Origin of the sequence: Bradyrhizobium sp. USDA 326 (genome assembly GCF_049739485.1) — a bacterium.
Lineage (GTDB): Bacteria > Pseudomonadota > Alphaproteobacteria > Rhizobiales > Xanthobacteraceae > Bradyrhizobium.
This window is the reverse complement of record NZ_JBMGQA010000001.1, coordinates 2342664-2355209: the sequence shown is the minus strand read 5'-3', so window position 1 is coordinate 2355209 and position 12546 is coordinate 2342664. Positions and strand designations below refer to the sequence as shown.

20 protein-coding genes and 1 tRNA gene are annotated in these 12546 nt (G+C 57.3%); 7 read left to right on the top strand and 14 right to left on the bottom strand.

Going from position 1 to position 12546, the window contains the following annotated elements; all coding sequences use genetic code 11:
- Window positions 1-23: 23 nt before the first annotated feature.
- The 7 genes from ABIG06_RS11220 to ABIG06_RS11190 form a co-directional block, all read right to left on the bottom strand.
- Window positions 24-737 (bottom strand): hypothetical protein, encoded by a 714-nt coding sequence (locus ABIG06_RS11220; protein ID WP_370136429.1) that lies wholly within the window; start codon window positions 735-737, stop codon window positions 24-26.
- 1 nt (window position 738) lies between these two features.
- The gene (locus ABIG06_RS11215) at window positions 739-1449 is read right to left on the bottom strand and encodes a hypothetical protein (RefSeq protein WP_370136428.1); all 711 of its coding nucleotides are present in this window, start codon (window positions 1447-1449) and stop codon (window positions 739-741) included.
- The gene (locus ABIG06_RS11210) at window positions 1446-2618 is read right to left on the bottom strand and encodes a hypothetical protein (RefSeq protein WP_424578278.1); all 1173 of its coding nucleotides are present in this window, start codon (window positions 2616-2618) and stop codon (window positions 1446-1448) included. Before ABIG06_RS11210 ends, ABIG06_RS11215 begins: the two co-directional genes overlap by 4 nt.
- 131 nt (window positions 2619-2749) lie before the next feature.
- Window positions 2750-3301 (bottom strand): thermonuclease family protein, encoded by a 552-nt coding sequence (locus tag ABIG06_RS11205; protein WP_370140823.1) that lies wholly within the window; start codon window positions 3299-3301, stop codon window positions 2750-2752.
- Window positions 3302-3314: 13 nt separating this feature from the next.
- Window positions 3315-3539 (bottom strand): hypothetical protein, encoded by a 225-nt coding sequence (locus tag ABIG06_RS11200; protein ID WP_370140997.1) that lies wholly within the window; start codon window positions 3537-3539, stop codon window positions 3315-3317.
- Window positions 3540-3565: 26 nt separating this feature from the next.
- A complete protein-coding gene (locus ABIG06_RS11195) occupies window positions 3566-4300 on the bottom strand; it encodes a hypothetical protein (RefSeq protein ID WP_370136426.1) in 735 nt (244 codons plus the stop codon).
- Between the two features lie 16 nt (window positions 4301-4316).
- A complete protein-coding gene (locus ABIG06_RS11190; protein ID WP_166812088.1) occupies window positions 4317-4568 on the bottom strand; it encodes a helix-turn-helix domain-containing protein in 252 nt (83 codons plus the stop codon).
- 79 nt (window positions 4569-4647) lie between these two features.
- Here ABIG06_RS11190 and ABIG06_RS11185 point away from each other — a divergent pair, with 79 nt between their 5' ends.
- On the top strand, window positions 4648-5001 hold the full coding sequence (locus ABIG06_RS11185) for a hypothetical protein (RefSeq protein ID WP_370136425.1): 354 nt from the start codon (window positions 4648-4650) through the stop codon (window positions 4999-5001).
- An 11-nt stretch (window positions 5002-5012) separates the two neighbouring features.
- On the top strand, window positions 5013-5624 hold the full coding sequence (locus ABIG06_RS11180; RefSeq protein WP_370136423.1) for a hypothetical protein: 612 nt from the start codon (window positions 5013-5015) through the stop codon (window positions 5622-5624).
- 364 nt (window positions 5625-5988) lie between these two features.
- Here the strand turns inward: ABIG06_RS11180 and ABIG06_RS11175 are convergent, their stop codons facing one another.
- The 3 genes from ABIG06_RS11175 to ligD form a co-directional block, all read right to left on the bottom strand.
- Window positions 5989-6402, bottom strand: a complete 414-nt coding sequence (locus ABIG06_RS11175) for a hypothetical protein (protein WP_370136421.1) — start codon at window positions 6400-6402, stop codon at window positions 5989-5991.
- A 154-nt stretch (window positions 6403-6556) separates the two neighbouring features.
- Window positions 6557-6778 (bottom strand): hypothetical protein, encoded by a 222-nt coding sequence (locus ABIG06_RS11170; protein ID WP_370136419.1) that lies wholly within the window; start codon window positions 6776-6778, stop codon window positions 6557-6559.
- The gene (gene ligD / locus ABIG06_RS11165) at window positions 6778-7698 is read right to left on the bottom strand and encodes a non-homologous end-joining DNA ligase (protein ID WP_370136417.1); all 921 of its coding nucleotides are present in this window, start codon (window positions 7696-7698) and stop codon (window positions 6778-6780) included. The genes ABIG06_RS11170 and ligD overlap by 1 nt, the downstream gene beginning before the upstream one ends.
- Before the next feature lie 140 nt (window positions 7699-7838).
- Between ligD and ABIG06_RS11160 the strand changes: the two genes are divergently transcribed.
- The gene (locus tag ABIG06_RS11160) at window positions 7839-8030 is read left to right on the top strand and encodes a DUF3606 domain-containing protein (RefSeq protein ID WP_370136415.1); all 192 of its coding nucleotides are present in this window, start codon (window positions 7839-7841) and stop codon (window positions 8028-8030) included.
- 13 nt (window positions 8031-8043) lie between these two features.
- Here the strand turns inward: ABIG06_RS11160 and ABIG06_RS11155 are convergent, their stop codons facing one another.
- Window positions 8044-8784 (bottom strand): SOS response-associated peptidase, encoded by a 741-nt coding sequence (locus ABIG06_RS11155; RefSeq protein WP_370136413.1) that lies wholly within the window; start codon window positions 8782-8784, stop codon window positions 8044-8046.
- A gap of 29 nt (window positions 8785-8813) precedes the next feature.
- Window positions 8814-9239 carry a hypothetical protein gene (locus tag ABIG06_RS11150; RefSeq protein WP_370136411.1) on the bottom strand — a complete coding sequence of 142 codons (426 nt, stop codon included), beginning with the start codon at window positions 9237-9239 and terminating at the stop codon, window positions 8814-8816.
- Between the two features lie 166 nt (window positions 9240-9405).
- Here ABIG06_RS11150 and ABIG06_RS11145 point away from each other — a divergent pair, with 166 nt between their 5' ends.
- The 4 genes from ABIG06_RS11145 to ABIG06_RS11130 all read left to right on the top strand — a co-directional run bounded on the left by ABIG06_RS11145 (window position 9406) and on the right by ABIG06_RS11130 (window position 12065).
- A complete protein-coding gene (locus ABIG06_RS11145) occupies window positions 9406-9897 on the top strand; it encodes a hypothetical protein (RefSeq protein ID WP_370136410.1) in 492 nt (163 codons plus the stop codon).
- 73 nt (window positions 9898-9970) lie between these two features.
- Window positions 9971-10696 (top strand): TIGR02391 family protein, encoded by a 726-nt coding sequence (locus ABIG06_RS11140; RefSeq protein WP_370136408.1) that lies wholly within the window; start codon window positions 9971-9973, stop codon window positions 10694-10696.
- An 83-nt stretch (window positions 10697-10779) separates the two neighbouring features.
- Entirely contained in the window at window positions 10780-11436 is a 657-nt protein-coding gene (locus ABIG06_RS11135) for a hypothetical protein (RefSeq protein ID WP_370136406.1), read from the top strand.
- 179 nt (window positions 11437-11615) lie between these two features.
- A complete protein-coding gene (locus ABIG06_RS11130; protein WP_370136404.1) occupies window positions 11616-12065 on the top strand; it encodes an SAM-dependent methyltransferase in 450 nt (149 codons plus the stop codon).
- Here ABIG06_RS11130 and ABIG06_RS11125 read toward each other — a convergent pair.
- The gene (locus ABIG06_RS11125) at window positions 12062-12340 is read right to left on the bottom strand and encodes a DUF5334 family protein (RefSeq protein ID WP_370136402.1); all 279 of its coding nucleotides are present in this window, start codon (window positions 12338-12340) and stop codon (window positions 12062-12064) included. The two genes, ABIG06_RS11130 and ABIG06_RS11125, sit on opposite strands and share 4 nt — an antisense overlap.
- A gap of 81 nt (window positions 12341-12421) precedes the next feature.
- A tRNA-Arg gene (locus ABIG06_RS11120) sits at window positions 12422-12498 on the bottom strand.
- Window positions 12499-12546 lie beyond the last annotated feature (48 nt).

Below are 12546 nucleotides of genomic sequence, written 5' to 3'. Positions count from 1 at the left end.
GCCGCGGCGCATTTGAGTTGCCTTTAACTTGCAAACCAGATGCAATTTGCTATCGCGCCGTCGAAGTCAAAGCTTAGCTTACTAAGGGCATTTGGGGGCTTCGGCAGGCCATTGAACGCAATGCTTTGGATCGCTGAGACACCGCCCGAAAGTGTTTCTTCATAATAGCAGCGCTGATAATTCGGTGTAGCCGTGTCTGTTAGCTCGAAACTCCAAGCCGTGACCACGCTGCCAGAGCCAAACCTGACAGAGCGAAAGACCGTATAGCGCGTCGACGGCAATTCCTTACTGCTACTGGTTGCGTCGACTTGCAGTTGTTCTTTGCTCGGTTGAGGAACATCAACTTTGAAATCTCCCACAACTTTGACAGTCGTCTCAGGGTCGAGGCTCACCGTCGTGGAGGGATCCAACCTAACAATCTGCTCATCCGCGAGACGAAGCTCGGCTGTTGGCGCGAGCGCCATCGTTCCACCAACGATGGTTTTAATTTGCGCTCTCGATAGGCCCTCCGTCACGGCAGCCGCAATCGTGTTCGCCGCGGCCTCGGAAGATGTAGTCTTGCTATATCCAAAGAAAGCAATGCCGAGACCAATCCCCCAAAGCGCAGCACACAAGCCGAGCCCGGCGGCATTGAAGCCGAACGCTTTGGCACGAGTTACGCGTGCCTCAGCGCCCATCCGGGCATTGAGCGCAGCGGAAAAGCCAGCGAAGTCAAATGGCCCAGAAGCGTCGCTCATATTAAGCGTCCTTGCGGAACCAGACACACCTAGCAAATGCGCCGGTCAAGTCAAACTTGGGAGGCACTTTATCCTTTGTAATTACGCCATCGTCACCGACGTCGACCTTGAAAGACACGTCAGAGCTGTCACCGCGTTCAGTAAAATAGCAATACTGGTTGGTCGGCTCTTTCTGCGTGCTTGTGAGGAATCGCCAACCTGTAAATACGGTTCCGGTTTGGAAGGGTACCGATTTGAATATGGTGTAGTTCGTAACCGGCTGCGCTTTAGGGGCGGTCTTCGGCGTAGATTGTGCCTGAATCGCAGAAATTGTAGGCAATTGAATCCGCATACTGCCTTCTGCCTTGACCTTGGCAGACGGGTCGAGCTTCAGCCGCGAATCCTGAGACAGCGAAATCTTTTGGTCAGGGGCGAGGCGGATCTCCGAAGGGTGTATATCGACATTGCCTACGGCTTGTCCGCGCAACTCAACTTGGGACATCGACTTAGAAATTGCCGCTGCAATCTTGTCGGCGGTCGTGCGAGCATCCGTGATATATGAATAGCCGACGAACGCGGCCGCGACAGCCGAACCCGCGCCCAATCCCGCTAGTCCGACACCGATCGACTTTCGGAAGAACGATTGTCCGTCGATAAACTTCAACTCAGCACTGACGCGCTCATCGAGCGAGTTGGCCAGATTTGCGTTCAAGCGCGACGCCAGCATCTTCATTGTGCGGCCCCTTTCAGACCAGCACCATCCTTCATTGCAGTATTAACGGCCTCGCGTGCCTCCTGGCGCAATGCGACCAAGAGTGGGCCGAACAGATACGTCATAGCTTCATCGGGCAGCTCAATGCTTGGATCTGTTTCTGCAACCCTGATTCTTCTCACTGCCGTCATGGCGATCAAAGTTGAGGATAAAGCTGCTGCGATCGACGACACAAAAATCAGATAGAACTCAACTCGTTTTATCTGGTCAGGAGTCACATTGTTCGGGTCCACGCCGAAGATCATTGCCGCCAGCGAATGCAGCTGACTTTGAAAGATCGATTCTCGATTTTCGGTCGTCGCTTTCGTAATTTGCTCTTGTATCTCGCGCAGGCCCTTGTCGTTTGCCACCTTGCTGTATTGGTCTTGCGCTTGCCTTAGTGCAGCCTCGGCGTCGTTCGATCTGGTGCGGGCTATCGATATCTCGGAATCGAGCCTTTTGATCAGGGGGTTTTCTCGGCAAACCTGTCTAGTTGAAGAGGGCGTTCCGGGCGGAGCGGCAGGGTTCGGAGCCACTGTCACCACGGCACAATCCTGCGGCTTCTGCTGTGCCAATTGCGCTTGGAGAGACTGCACAGCGGATACTGCGGCATTTCGCTCCCGCTCCCGGCGATCCATTTCCTCTCTTGCGGCCTCGATCTGGCTCTTGAACTGCTGCTGTCTGTCCTCAAGCTCCTTGATTTGGCTATCTTTCTTATGGGTGTCTTCGAGTCGTGGAGTAAAGGACGAAGCTCCGATGGAATAGAGCGAGTTCGAAGTCACAGCAACGGCACAAAGAACACCGAGAAGCGACGCAAGCTTAATGTTCCATGATGTCTGCGTGCGTACGGCGATTGCCAACGGCACGCGAGCGAGTTCAACCATCGCCATTGCGATGGGAAACAGCATCGCTTGGATAATCTTTGCTGTAGTTGCATCGGGAAGTTGGGCAACCATCAAAAGCGTGTTTGTAAGAATGAGGCCGATAATTACAAACTCGACGGCAAACGCTAAGACGATCTGCTTCACATTGATCGAGTAGCCCCGCTGACGATCGCGGGCAGCACGCAACTCGCGGCGTGTGGGCGCCTCTCGTGACACCACATCAAGCACGTCTTCGCTACCACGAACACGACTGGCCAACACGTTCATGATCTCTGCCTCACCCGCCAAGCGATTAGCTTAGGCCAATTGCCACAACTTCCGCTAGATCGACAAAGGAACGTATCCGAGGCCAGGTCAAATTCACTAAATGTAGTGGGTCGGTCGACCTTCCCAAGCTATTACTTTGCGTTCGCCTCGTCCGAGCACTTGCTTGGCCTGCCTCCAGCCCTGAGGCAAGCGCGGTAGCGCCACGGCTCGACAAAGCTTCCAGCCCAGATTCCTCTGCTGGCCTTCTCTGCGCTGCGCTGCGCATCCTCGTATTTGCCTTTGGAGTACCTCGGCCAATCGAGCGCGTGACCGTTGGCGACAAGCCAGTGCCCGATGTCGGGACCCGGCGTTCCGAGCGAGCACGTCGCGACCGTGCGCCCGTACCGGTCTCGATCAGCCGCAGAACAGGTTACTGGCCGCTTGATAGCCCAGAGCAGTCCTGCGAGTGCCGTCGCGGCAGCGCGTCCGCACTGGTACAGCTTGCTGTCATCGTTCCGACAGAGCTGATCACTCTCCGGGGCGTCGATACCCCAGAGCCTGATGCGCTTGCCATGGATCTCGATGGTATCGCCGTCGATCACGCTGGCTTGCCCGGTTATGTCGTCGGCACGGGCTGAGAGAACGGGCAGAACGGAAATTGCCAGCGCGAGCCCGAAAATTCGATTTATTTTGATTTTCAAGATGATTTTCCACCCTTCAAAAACAGGGAAATCGTGAATTTTCGGGCAAAACAATTCCCTCTTTTATGGAGTGGGTAAGTTCGGCCGATTTATCCAGCCCCAGGAAATGCCCTTTTGTTGCTCGCAAGTCGGAGGGCTGGGGCCCCAAAAGGGGTGGGGTACCTCTGAATAAAAAAATCAACGCTTCCGCTTCCTCATCCTCACGCTGGTCCCACAGCCGTTCTCCGGATGAACTGGACACTGACCTTCTCCAGGGCTGGAGGAGCACTATTTTTTGCTCGTGTGACTGCCGGAGTAGAGCCGGCGGAGCCAGTTTGCTTTGGCTTGGATGAAGGAAGTGCGGCACGCTGAGGCCGGCCCCCACCAGCTTGGAATGAACGAACCTAATATCTCCCCAACCTGAACGGCCAGCCTCCCGATTTCCGAGAGCTGCACCATCAACGCCCCTTTCTCAACGAACGGTCCGATGACGGCATCTCCGCCAATCTCAGGGCGGAGCATAAGAGCAGATTTCATTGTTGGATGAGCGGCCAGCTCCGAAAATAGTTGATACAGCTCCGCTCGCTTCTTCGCAGTGTGGCCATATCTTTTGTCGAGGGCCTCCCTCACCTTCACAGGAGAGAATTTTTTTCTGATCTGTTGCTTGTCTGCAAATCTCCACTCCCTAATCAAGGATGGCTCGCCTCTGAAGAGATCAAGGAGAAAAACAGTTTCAAGTACGTCGCGCATCACAAGTGTGCTGTTCTGCATATACCCGGACAATGCCAGCTTGAGAGATGAAGCGAAGGCGTTGAACGTCCGCATTCCAAGGATTTGGATCACCTTGAGATCTTCATCGTCGGTCGGGAACTGTCTCAATATGTCGGCCAAGTCCATTGCCAGCTCAACGATTGCGAGATGCGCTTGCAAGTCGTTGTCGCGGATGATCTCCAGTGATTTGGCTCGCAGTAACTCCTCGGCTTCATGGAGCCTCTGAAAGTTCTGTGGAAGATCGCATTCCATGGACTTATTGCATCTTCTACTTTCGCTTTCCCCGCCTCGCCAGTCTCACCCCGGCACCGCCGCCATTCTCCGGGATGAACTCGACGCCGGCTTTCTCGAGCGCAGCGCGGACTGCATCCCGGACATCTTCGGACACGGCCGAGCCGTCATCGCTCTCGCGCTCAAGGCGCTTGATGGTTGGCAACGACCTTCCTGCAGCTTCCGCGAGGTCGGTCTGAGACCAACCCAGTAGTCCCCGCGCCGCTCTTATCTGTTCGATCGAAATCATCTCGATTCCTGCTTGACACTTTTTGGATCATTGAATATGATCCTTTTTGTATCAAGACAGAAGCCCAAAGGCAACCCAGATGAGCAAGAGCGCCTTCCCGGTGAACGGCGGAGCTATGCCCGCACCTTTCCTCGGCAAGCAGCAGAGCGAGCAGCTTAACCGCGCCCCGGCCTTCGTTCGCCGTCCGGCTTCTGTAAACGCCGAGCCGCGCTCGTCGGCCAACGCGCTCCGCTCCAAGCTCATGATCGAGGCCCACGCCCGCGCCAAGGCGGACTATGCCGACGAACTCGCCTGCCGTGGTCGCGCTCACCACGTCAACCGACCCTATAGCTATTACCTCGCGCTCCAGATGCGCAGCGGCTTCGCTGAGGCCCGTGTTGCGCGGACTGGTATGGCGCCAGCTTTCGAACTTCCCCCGCAGCATTGGGCATAGAGGAGCAGGGCATGCTTTCCCCCAACACCAACATCGACCGCGTTCGCGTTCCGGCTCGCCTGCTGCTGAAGGGCGATGTCACCGGCTCCGGCGAGACCGTCCTCAGTGCCGGCGCTGGCGTTGCGACGCCACGCGGCAAGGTCGAAGTGTCTCTGAGCAAGGGCGAACACGGTCGTGTGGCGATATGGAACGCCGGCACAATCATCGTCGTACGCCGCAGCACTTCCAATGCCACCGCACCCGAGGTGGCCGACGATACCGACGAAATCCCCCTCTCTGACCGGCTGCCTACATTTAATGAGCTGGCCAGCTTCGATGCTGGCAAGGCATGGGACCTGCTCTCTCCAGAACAGCGGCGAGCAATCGGCGTGCTCGCGCTCAGGTTCGGTACGGTCGGTCAGTGTGAGGGCTACTTCCACGATAGCCTTGAAGGCGCGCGCAAGGGGTTCAACTCAGCCCACTGGACGCCCCAGGTTCCGGCGACGGCTGTTTGGCCGCGCCTGCACGTCGAGCTGATCGAGAGCGCAGCTCAGGTCACGTTTCAGGACCTTTGCGAGCACTTCGATCCCCTGTGGCCCCAGCTATTCGGCTGGCAAGCTCGAAAGGAGGTGAAGCAACCCTAGGCTTGCCCCTGTTCACGGGCCGGACACGGGCGGTGCCCGGTCACTTCATCAATCCGCAATACAGAGAAATGACATGAGCAACGCGGTAGCTAATGGCGCCACGGGCGCCGGACTATTTTCATCATCTTCCCACAAGCAGGAAAGCGGGGCGGACGCATGTCAGCCCGGATCAGCGCGGTCAGAACGATCCGCTTGCTCAGGCATTCCTGTGCCCGGGGCAGTAAGCAGGAGATCACTGATGAACGTTTTCGTTGGCGCCGCCGCAGTTGCAGGCGCAGCTATTCCGCCCAGCCTCCTCGCGGCGAAGCCGGCGCCAAACGTAAGAGAAGTGCCACCGGTCATCGCCAATCCCGACGCCGAGTTGCTAAGCCTCGGAAAGCAGTACGAGCGTCTCCTCCGGGAAGAAGCTACCTTTCGGCGCAAGAGCCGGCGCCTTCATGCCGCAACCGAGGCGCGGAGAGACGAGATATTCGGGCGGGATTTCGCATGCACAGAAGAGCGCCGGCGGACTCTTTCGACAGAGGAGTTTCGCGAATGGCATGGCGCGTGGGAAACCGCCAGCACTGAGACGGGCCATAGAGCGGCCCATGGGGCGTGGTGCGCGGCCTGCAAGCGCACCAGAGTAGTTGGTCGAAAAATACTCCGCATAAAAGCCGCAACACTCGCGGGTCTGTTGGTGAGGAGCCGGGTACTCACAACCAATGGCGAACTGCTTTGTAGGGGCGAACCGATCGAGCAGCTCGAGCGAGAAATTCGCGCCTTCGCGCTGCGCTGCCAAGCGTAGCTCGGTGGGCCCGCCGGCGTGAACCGGCGGGCCGATCACTTCGTATTCGAACGCGAACCCTCGGGATCGTTCTCGTCGATCCAGGCCTGAGCGGCTTCGTCCGTGGCGAACACTTTCAGCTCTTCGCCCTGATCGTAGATCCACACTGTCATAGCTCGCGCTCCGAAATATCTGCTGAAGGCCTGGGGTGTACCCGCGCGTCGACTAGAGCCTCGGTTATAGCGTCCCGGAGGCTATCGCGATCAAGGATACTTAGTAGCCGATCGATTGTCGCCGCGGCGTCCTGATCCCGCGTCAAATAGTCGGCGAGCGCCACCATTGCGAGGTCGTAGCTCTGCTCGATCTGCTCGGCAGGAGAAAGCCGCGCCATCACAGATCCTCCCTCAGCCCCTTGAAAGTCGGGTGCCGCAGATGGCCATTCGCAGACTTGGCGCGGTACTCGACCTCGGCATTGAGGCGGGGCTCTACCCAGATGCCGCGGTTGGGGATACGCTTGGCGAAGGGCTGGGTCTTGCGTACTAGCTTCTTCAACCGCTGCTGCAGGTCCTTCACAGCAGTAGGTTCGAAGCCATGTTCTACCTTGCCGGCGTACAGCAGCTTGCCTCCGTGGTCCCGGCCGACATAGATGCCGTCAAAGCGGTTGTCCTTGATCTTGAAGCCGGCGATGGTCAGAGTCTCGCGGTGTGCGCAGGTGGTCTTAACCCAGTAATTGCCGCGCAGTCCGCCATAGGGCGAGCTGGCGATTTTAGAGACCACGCCCTCGAGCTCGCCGGCGCAGACGCGCCGAAAAAGCTCGGCCCCGTCCATGTCGAAATGATCGCTGTATTCGATCGGGGATTTGCCCACCAGAGCCTTGAGCGCGGCCTTGCGTTCGAGCAGTGGCAGCCTTCGAAGGTCGCGGCCATCAAGATAGAGCAAATCGAACGCCACCATGATCAGGTTGTCGGCCTTTCCGGTGAGGCTGTTTTGCAGAATCGCAAAGTCGGTCTTGCCGCCTTCGCCGGGCACCACAATCTCGCCGTCAATAATGGCCGACTTGGCGTTGATCAGGTCTGCATCGTGCGCCACCTTGCGGAAGCGGTCGGTCCAGTCGAGGCCTGTGCGGGTGTAGATCGTGATGTCCTGGTTAGCGATGTGGAGCTGCGCGCGGTATCCGTCGAACTTGATCTCGTGAATCCAGCGCTCGCCACGCGGGACGCGGTTGACCTGCTCGGCGAGCACGGGTTCGATGAAGCCCGGGAAAGGCGCCTTGATCCCGATCGCCTCGCGCTTTCGATGCCGCAACGCCACTGATGAACTCCACGCAACGAATACGTTGATTCGAATCATTTCGAACTGATTCGTTCCGCTGTTCGACGAAGCATCTTTGCATCTTTGGAACCTACTGAATCCTATTGCGTTTTCGCGAGACAACGGAGGTTTCAGCAAACATGGCGAAGAAAGCAAAGAAGCAGTCGGCTCGTGGACGCAAGCAGGACAGGGCCCGCGTGGCTGGCGGGCAGGATTATGAGGTGCAATATGAAGCGAAGAAAACCCGCAAATCAGCGTCAGCCGTGAAGAAGGCCGTGAAGAAGGTCGGCAGCAGCCGCAAGAAGGTAGAACGGCGTTTGAGGTCGAAATAAATAGCCTTGGAGCTCACCCCGTCAGCGGGTGATCCATTTCGGTGGCGGGGTCTTCCTTCACTCCGCGAGCGATGATCTGCAGCGTCCCGTCGGGAAGCGGCCGCTGCAGTTTCAGCGCTTCCTCAGCGGGAGCATTCATCCACGTCTCGACCTCTTCGGGGGTGGTCAGGATGACAGGCATTGCCTTCGGATGGATGGCGCCGACTTCGGCGTTGGCTTCCGTCGTCAGGAACGCGAACAGATCGTTGGTGGTCTCGCCTTCCTTGACCTTTCGGACCGACGTCCAGTTGGTCCATAGGCCGGCAAAGCACAGAAGTGGACGACTCTCGTCAAGCGCGAACCAGATGTCGCCGCCCTCGGCCTTGTTGAACTCGCTGAAAGAGTTGAACGGAACCACGCAGCGGTTCTCGACACCGAGCCAGCGGGCCCAATGCTTCGATTTTACGTTCCGGATGTTGGTAGTTCCGGAATCTGGCTCCATCCGAAACAATTCCTTGAAGTCTACGGTCTTGCCCTTCGCCTCGAGCTTCCCAGCGCGCTTCTTGGTCGCCTCCATCAGAGCTTGTGACGAAGAAGGCATGCCCCAGCGCGCAAGCGAAAGCTCTCGACCGCCGGCTCCAGTCCGAACAATGGGTGCCTTGTAGTCCGGAAATACGCCCGGCATCGGCGCCAGATTGCCAACGTACTGGTTCACGACCCGGAACTGCGCGAGCACTGCGGCCTGGTTGGTGGTGATCGAGTAGAGATTGCACATGATCTTCGACTAGCTGATTCTCGCGCAGACTAACGCTCTTCGGTCGGATGCACCCACTTATAGGGCGTGATCTGCCTAGTTTCTGTTAGCTTGATCATGCGGGCAGGCGGCGCATAGCGAGGAGTACGGCAGGAGCGGCACTTGAGGGAGGCTTCCAGCTTCCATAGCGGCGTATTTTTGGGCCGGCGGATGGCGTCGAGCGGAAGGCTTGCGCGCGTCTTACATCGAGCGCACTCGACCTCCAGCCAGCCAAGCCCGCCGTTGAGGCATTGGCCGATCGTCGGGGAGGGCTGTGCGGGGCCTCCGTAGCCTTCCATGCGGACCGACCAGGCCTCTGCCTCCGCTCGATCGGCCTCACGCACGGCCTGTTCCGCACGTTCACGGGCGCCCTCAGCATGGATCTTGGCGCCCATGATGCGGCCGCCCCAGATGACCTCTCGCGACTTGGTGCTCATGGTGGAGGATTCCGCGGGCCGAGCGAAATCACAAGCCGCTACGTCTTGCGGTCCTACGTCCCGAAACCACTAGTCGTTCGTCAACATAGACGAGCGGCTAAGCCTGTGCTCTTAGCTCTCCTTGGTAAGAAGCCAATTTTTTGCAGCGATGAGGGGGTAATGACTAATGGGGTGGCAAGGCGCCGTGTCGTTAGCGGGGTGGGCCTTTATCGGCCTGATCGTGTTTCATCATTTTGCGAAAGATGACGCAGGAAAGTTTTCGGACGTTCCAGTTTCAATTCTGCGGGCAGCTATAATGATGGGTATCGCGCTTGCATTGGTCTACACATGGTCTGGCAGGAAAGACATCAAGTTTTGGTATCTGGCCGAAGTCAGTGTTTTGTACGGCTTAGGTCTGTTTGTGCTCCTAAGTGATGCGATAAGGCACGGCCTTGGTGCAAAACTAACTCGATGGAGAGGACCAAACTGGGTCAAGGAGCTAGACTACGTCTATCTTTGTTTTGGCGGCGTTGGTGCACTGACCTCGCTCAATAGGCTAGAGACGGTGTCGGACAAACTTGAGGTTTCCGACATTTATGGCCCTATTATTCTTACAACGGCTCTGGTGATCAGAGCAATCAAGACGAGATCTGAGATCAATAAGTGGAACGAAGCCTAAGGGCCAAAACGCGCTCGTTGAAGGTCAACTGGGATCTGGATTTGGAGCTCAGCTGCAGTGGGTGGAGCTTATAGTGCCAAAGCTTTTCAGTCATTCATTCAAATCGACCGATCAGTTGAACAGAGCCACACCTGAGCAGGTCGGAATCGCGATCGTGCTTCACATGCAGGTGCAGCATGGCCGCTTCTCGCCGCATAACTTCCAAACCGAGGTCAACCACTGGTTCGGAAATCAAGGTTCTCCGCCTTGGCTCATGCAACGAATCTCGGAGGGCATGATGTGGGCACAACAGATGTTGCTCGCGGTGCCTGATTTGGGCCAGCCTTCGGGGGCGTGGTACGTTCTCAGTAGGGCGGGAAGTGAGTTTGAACCGGACGCCGATCTCGAAAGACTTCAGCTCGAACGGCTTCTACCTGAGTTTCTGTTGCACCCTGACGTGCGAGAGGCGTCAGCGGAGATATTCAAGATTGGCCGCTACGACGCCGCCGTGTTCGAGGCTTTCAAGCTCGTTGAGACGGAAATTCGAGAAGCCGCGGGGTTACCAGCGGAAGCGCATGGCATGCCAATGGTTGCCAAGGCGTTCAATACGGAAAATGGACCGCTGACGCTCGCTTCAGATCCGGCCGGCGAACGTCAGGGCATGCAGCAATTCATGGCGGGTGCTGTGAGCGTCTTCAAGAACCCGCGGAGTCATAGGAACGTTGATTTATCAGATCCTAGAGAGGCTGCTGAGATGCTGATCATCGCCAGCCACCTTCTGCGGATCGTCGATAGCCGGCGAACTCGATGTGGCGCCTAATTAACCACTTCTTAGGAAAGCGACTGCGAAAGCACTTTTGCGTTGTAGTGTTGCCTCATTTCTAGCAGGCAACATTCTCGGTTATGGCTTACCTCGACAGAGTCACGCCCGTCGTTGATCTAACGATTTCCAGACTGGCATCGCAGCGCTTCTTGGTCGATCCAATTTCGGGCGAGAAATTTTCCCGTCAAACCAGCATTATCAGCTCGGCCTACAAGCGTCATGGCGCGATTCTCGAAGTCGCCATCAGAGAGAGTCTTCGCGAAAGCAATCGGCATCAGGTTTGGAGGGAGGATGCCTTCAAGGTCTCGCGAGCCGCCGACCAGATCGTAGGGCAACAATCCGAAGAGGCTTACTCATCAACCACGCTACCGTACGGCGATGCTGTGCGGACCTTGCAGATCGACATGATCGCGTTCGACGATGCCGACAAGACCCTTCGGGCCTACGAGATCAAGCGGGGGAACGGCGCGTTCGACGCCGGCAAAATCCGCTCGATCCGACGCGACCTCACAGTCACGCAGATGCTCCTCAAGAGCTATGGGGAAACGTTCAAATTGAACCCCGTTAAGGCCGAGGCGCGTGTTATCTTCTACTATGGGATTCGGTCGCTGCCGCGACCGTATTCGTTGATTGGCGCCGAGCTTAACGATCACTTTGGCTTCGGTGTGTACGATCTGGTCGAGACCGCGAATGTTTACTTCCGCCAGAAACTGCACGAGCTGCTGGAGCGGATCTGAGGGGTGAAATGCAGAATACATCGCATGCCGTAATGGCGCAGCGGGTTGAAGCAGCAGACAGTCTCGATAATTTCCCAACCCCACCATGGGCCACAAGAGCCCTCCTCGAGCATGTGATTGCCGACGCAGGCCCATTTCGCAAGCTGAGTTGCCTTGAGCCAGCGTGCGGGGCTGGGCACATGGCGAAGCCGCTCAAGGAGTACTTCGGGAAGGTGAAGGCGGCGGACATCCACGCCTACGGCTATGGCTCTGTTGCCGACTTCCTGACCACTCCATTGGAGGCGGGCTCCGTCGATTGGGTGATCACCAATCCTCCGTTCAGGCTCGCAGAGGATTTCATCAAGAGAGCGCTGATCGGGGCCCGACATGGTGTGGCCATCCTGGCGCGAACTGTATTTATCGAGAGCGTAGGGCGCTATCGCGAAATTTTCGAGCGCACCCCCCCAACCAAGTTCGCTCAGTTCACTGAGCGCGTGCCAATGGTGAAAGGTAGGCTCGACCGAAAGGCTTCCACCGCGACGGGGTATGCGTGGCTTGTTTGGGAGAAAAAGGCCAAGCACGCTCCGCGGTTGGTTTGGGTGCCCCCCTGTAGAAAAGCATTGGAGCGCCCGGAAGACTACAAAACCTAGTCTCCATCCATTTCGAGGGTGGTGCTTTCTCCAGTCTCGGTATCGGTAGCCTCGATCTCGACGGATCGGCCGTATCGCTGGATGCTGTCCACATCATACTCTTTGTAGCCGCGCTCGCTGTCGTACACTTCAATGGTCCGACCGGATCGAACAAGTTGGCCTCGCTCAATCTCAATGCTTGTGCCGGTCGTCGTGTTGGTGCCGTCCCATGCGAGTGCTTGAGTGAGAGTGATGGACGCGGTCACAGCCGCGAGCAAAAGGCTACTGCGTATCACGATGACAATCCTGCTGCTTACCCGGTGCTTACCCAACCGGGACGGAGAAAAAGCTAAAATCAACTAAGTGCTTGATTTTACTGGCGCACCCGACACGATTCGAACGTGTGACCTTTGCCTTCGGAGGGCAACGCTCTATCCAGCTGAGCTACGGGTGCAGTTGCAGGTTCATTTAGCCGATTGGCGCGGGGCGGGCAACCGCTTCT